Raw genomic sequence first — 5,442 nt, 5'->3', positions numbered from 1 at the left:
CTGGTGGTCCTGAACGATGTGAACTCCGGGAATGTGTGGCTGGTGAACCAGAACATGCAGCTCGTGAACAACTGGGACGACGTCATTCCGCCACAACAGACGTCCGACGACGCCGACAAGGACTCCGCGGACGAAGTCCAGCGGACGGTATTGCCGGACCGGACCAAACCCAACAGCGCCCCGGTCGCCAAGCCGGATACTTTTGGGATACGCGCGGGAAGGACCGCGATCCTCCCGGTGCTGGACAATGACACCGACCCCGACGGCGATATCCTCACGGTCCGTGCCCCGGAACCGATCAAATCCGGGCTCCTCGCCCCAATCTACGGCTCTACCGGCTTCCAAGTCACTGTCCCGGCAGACAAGACCGGCTCCGAGACCTTCAAATACACCGTCGATGACGGCCGCGGCCTCACCGCCTCTTCCGACATCACCCTCAATATCATCCCGCCGGGGGAGAACTCAGCCCCGCGGCAAAAACCCAACCGGAACACCACGCTCGTGGTGCAGGCCGGCAAAATCGTCAGCCAGAACATCCTCACCGACTGGACCGACCCCGATGGCGACGACCTCTACGTAGTCAGTGCCACCGGAAGCGACCCCCGCGACCAGGTCAAAGCCCGGCCCGACGGACTGCTCACCTTCCAGGACGCCGGTACGGAACCGGGCCGTAAAGTGGTCACCCTCACGGTGTCCGACGGCCAGTCGACCGCCGAGGGCAAAGTCACAGTGGACGTGCGCGCGCCGGGTGCACTGCCGCCCATCGCCAACGCAGACCACGTCGTCGCCGTCGCCGGTGTGGACACCGTCATCGCACCGCTGAAGAACGACTCCGATCCGCAGGGCGGTGCGCTTCGTCTCGCGCAGATCACGCCGGACGGCAACTCCACAGCCACCATGGGCGCGGACCAGCAGACCTTCACCTTCAACTCCACGGCCCAGGGCGCACACTACGTGTCCTACCTCGTGACCAACGGTCCGGCCAGTGCCCAGCAGCTGGTTCGCGTGGACGTGGTTTCCGGCGACGGCGATGGCGCCCCCGTCGCCGTGCGGGACACGGCCCTGTTGCCCAGCGGCGGCACTGTTCTGGTGGATGTCCTTGGCAACGACTCGGACCCCTCCGGCGGCGTGCTTGTGGTCCAGTCCGTCACGGCGGCCGACGGCCTGCCGGTCAGCGTCTCGGTGGTGGATCATTCCGTCGTCAGGATCACTGATATACGGGCGCAGGGCCAGCTCAACGTCAAATACACGATCTCCAACGGCAAGTCCTCCGCCAGCGGGGACATCGCGGTCCTGGTAGTGCCCGCGCCGGCCAAGCTCCAGGCCCCCCAGGCCAAACCGGACGAAGTGTCAGTCCGGGTCGGCGACGTCGTCACCATTCCCGTCCTTGAGAACGACACCGACCCCAACGGCGGGAAGCTCACGCTTGAGCCGGAGCTGGCCCAAAAGCCGGACGACGCCGACGGCCGCATCTTCCGCGCGGGCAACGCATTGCGCTTTATCGCCGGAGACGTGCCCAAGACCGTCTACGCGATCTACAAGGTCACCAACGAATCCGGACAGTCGGACTCCCAACAGGTCACTATCCGCGTCCGCGCCCGCGATGACGAACGCAACACCCGCCCCGAACCCAAAAACCTCACGGCGCGCGTGGTGTCAGGGATGGTGGTGCGAATCCCCGTGCCCCTGGACGGCATCGACGCCGATGGCGACTCCGTGCAACTGATCGGGGTGGATAAGGCCCCCGCGATGGGAACGGCTGTAGTCAAGGACGGCTACCTTGAGTTCACAGCGATCGGAACAGCCGCCGGGACCGACACGTTCACCTACCGCGTCCGGGACCGGATTGGCGCCGAGAACACCGGCACAGTGATTGTAGGGGTTGCTCCGCCTGAGCCCAACAACCAGAAACCCATCGCCATGGATGACTCCGTGGAAGTGCGGCCCGGACGCAAGATCGCCGTGGACGCCCTTAGTAACGACTCAGACCCGGACGGTGACCCGCTCGGGTTGGTCTCCGACGCCTTCGAGGCCCGGCCCGAGCTCCGCGTCGAAACGGCCGCCGGCGGCAGGGTACTGCTGACCGCGCCGGGCGCCGCCGGCAACGAGAGCGTAGGCTACAAGATCCAGGACGACAAGAAGGCCCAGGGCAGTGCCGTCATCAGGGTCAGGGTGAGCCCCGACGCCACCCTCAAAGCCCCAATTGCCAAGGACGACGTCGTTACACCCGCCGAGACGCTGGGGAAATCCGCCGTCGACGTTCCTGTCCTGAAAAACGACTCCGACCCCGACGGCGTGGCCTCCGAACTCAGGATCACGCTGCCGGACGGAAACCCGAACGCCCGGGTCGGCGGCGACGGCAACGTGGTGGTCAGCCTGGCACCGGTGGACCAGCTGGTCCCGTACACCGTCACCGACGTCGATGGCCAGAATGCTACCGCTGTCGTCTGGGTGCCCGGGCAGGGTGAAGAGCACCCTACCCTGGCCCGCGCCGACGTCGTGGAAGTGATGGCCGGCAAGGAAGTCACGCTTGACCTGAGCGAGTACGTCCGGGTTCGGGACGGCCGCGCTCCACAGATCACCCAGGCGGACAAGGTCCGGGTCCAGGGCGCCGACACCCAGAATGTCATCGGTGGTAATGCCAGGACACTGCGCTACGCGGCACTCAAGGACTACGTCGGTCCCGGTTCCCTCACCTTCGAAGTGACGGACGGCTCCGGTCCGGAAGATCCGCAGGGCCTGAAATCCACGCTGACCATCATCACCAAGGTCATTCCGGACCCGAACGCCAACCACGAGCCCACCTTCAGCGGAAGCGACCTCGAAGTGCCGAAGGCCGAAACAGCCAGCTTGGACTTGGGCAATTTGGCCAGGGATGTGGACGCCGGGGACCAGGAAAAGCTCGCATTCGAGTTGGACGGGACCACGCCCGAAGGGTTCACAGCCACGATTGATGGGCAGACGCTCAACGTCCGCTCCGAGGCCGGGATGGCCGCGGGCCGCAAGGGGACCATCCCGCTGAAAGTCACCGACGGACGCTCCGGAGCTGTCAAGGCGTCAGTGACGGCCACCGTCGTGGCATCAAACCGGCCGCTTGCCACCGCCAACGAGGACGTCGTCGACCAAGCCAACGCGGGCCGGGCCGAGACTATTAACGTCCTCGCCAACGACTTCAATCCGTTTAGCGACACGCCGCTCAAGGTTGTCTCAGTCGGTGTCGAAACCGGATCCGCTGCCGGCCAACCCGTCATCAACGGGGATTCTGTCACGGTGACGCCGGCTGAAGGATCCAAGGGCGTCATGGTGCTGCGGTACACGGTCTCGGACAAAACCGAGGATCCGTCCCGCCAGGTGAACGGCCGGGTCCGCATCACAGTCCGGGACAAACCGGATGCCCCCTCGGCCCCCACAGCAACCGACGTACGGAGCCGGACCGCAGTGCTCAAGTGGGCCCCGCCGTCGGATAACGGCGCCACGATCACCGGCTATAAGGTCCGCTCCAACAACGGGTTCGAACAACAGTGCGCCACCACAACGTGCACACTCAGCGGACTGACCAACGACGTGAAGTACGTCTTCAGCGTGACTGCAACCAACGAGGTGGGGGACTCCCCGGCGTCCGCGCAGTCGAACGAAATCCGGCCCGACGAAAAGCCGTCGCCGCCCGAGGCGCCCACCGTCAAGGCGGGCGACAGGAACATGGTCATCAACTGGGCACCGGCCAAGACCGAGGGTTCCGCCGTCAAGAGCTACAACCTCGAGATCTCCCCGTCGCCGGCCAGCGGGATCGCCGTCAAGAACGGTGTGACCGGCCTGACGTACACCTGGCCCGGCCTGACCAACGGAGTCCGCTACAAAGTGCGCGCGCAGGCCGTCAACGAGCTCGGTCCGTCCGACTGGGGCATCTACTCCTCCGAAGACAACCCGGCCGGAGTCCCAGCCGCACCAGCCGCACCGACGTCAGCCGTGGCTTCTGCGGTAGGAACCACCAACCAGCTCCGGGTGAACTGGACGGAACCCGATACCAACGGGGACGCGATCAGGAATTACTACGTCACGATGAGCGGAGGCGGCGGAGCGCCGCAGACCCAGACCATCGCGGGTACGGTACGGACGGCCAATTTCACGGCAAACAACTCCGAAGCTGAGTACACGTTCACTGTCCAGGCCGAAAACAAGGCAGGAAAGGGTGCCGTCAGTCCGCCATCGGCACCCCGGCGCGCCACCGGCAAACTCGGCCAGGTCTCAGGCGTTACGGTCGCCGCCGCGGACACCGGAGGAGCCGGGCGGAAAGTGACCATCAACTTCAAGGAACTGACCGCCGCGGAACGCAACGGCTCGTCCGCGGATGAGGTCAGCTACAGCTACAACGCCAGCACCGGCCAAAGCGGCCCGATCGCCCGCGGCCAAACGGTGGGCGGCTTTGCCAACGGCACCCAGACCACGATCACGGTGATCGCGCACTCCACGGTTGCGCCGAGCTCCAATGGCAGCACCGGGGCCTCGACCACCCCCTTTGGGTCACCCGGGACGCCGTCGGCATCCGGGCAGAACGGTGCCATGAACCAGAAATCGCTGACCCTGAACTGGTCCTCACCGTCCACCACCACCAATGACGTAGTCAGTACCCGGATCAGCATCGACGGCGGCGGCTGGGAGAACGTGGCCCCGTCCGGCAGCAGGGTCATCAACACGGGAGGATTCAGTGAGTCGCATCGCATCGACGTGAAAACCATCAACTCGCTGGGCACTGAAAGCGGTGTGGTGTCCGCGTCCGCGTCCTCGGGTGCGCAAGGCGAATGGATCACCACCGTCGTCAAGGGCACGGACCTGGTGCGCACCTGCACGTTCGAGTATGGCAAGGCCAGCTACCGGCCAAGTCCGTACTTCGACTGCCAAGGTGTCAACAAGGGCGATACCCCGCCGTGGTTTTACGTCAACAGCGGCGAGCGGATCGTGGTCCACTGCTACGTCATGATGAATGACCACTGGACCAACACCCCGGATCAGCCGTTCTACCGGATTGAACCCGGCTCCAACCGAAACGTCGGTTATTACATGGTCGCGGGACACTCACAGCTCGGTCAACCTTACTCCCACGGGATCCCGCGATGCTGAGGGATGTTGGGAGCGGATGCGGCAGCGAATCGGTTGGGGAGGGCTCCCCATCGCGGCTGCTCCGAAGCTTGGGTAGGCTGACGCGGGGAACAGAGAGCCCGATACCGGGTCTTTGGACAGGATGGCCTGGGGGCCGCCACAAAATTGAGGGAAAAGTAACGCTGTGACAACTCTGCTGGGGAAGCTTGGGCTGAAAAGGCGCCACAACAAACTCACGAAACGCAACAAGCGGCTGATCACCGGCACAGCCTTTAGTGCTGCGGTAGTGGTGTTGGTCACGGGTGCGGTGTTGTATCCGGGGTTTAAGACCACTGAGGTGGAGTT

The 5,442-nt window shown here is 64.7% G+C and carries 1 protein-coding gene; it reads left to right on the top strand.

The annotated features are described in order from the left end of the window. Positions 1 to 5,118 (top strand): Ig-like domain-containing protein (locus V9L18_RS21875; RefSeq protein WP_337349247.1); only part of this gene is annotated, 5,118 nt, incomplete at its 5' end. Between the last annotated feature and the right edge of the window lie 324 nt (positions 5,119 to 5,442).

This window comes from Pseudarthrobacter sp. CCNWLW217, from assembly GCF_037203985.1.
GTDB lineage: Bacteria > Actinomycetota > Actinomycetes > Actinomycetales > Micrococcaceae > Arthrobacter.
Note: the sequence above shows the minus strand (reverse complement) of the source record. Positions and strands in the feature narration are given on the sequence as shown.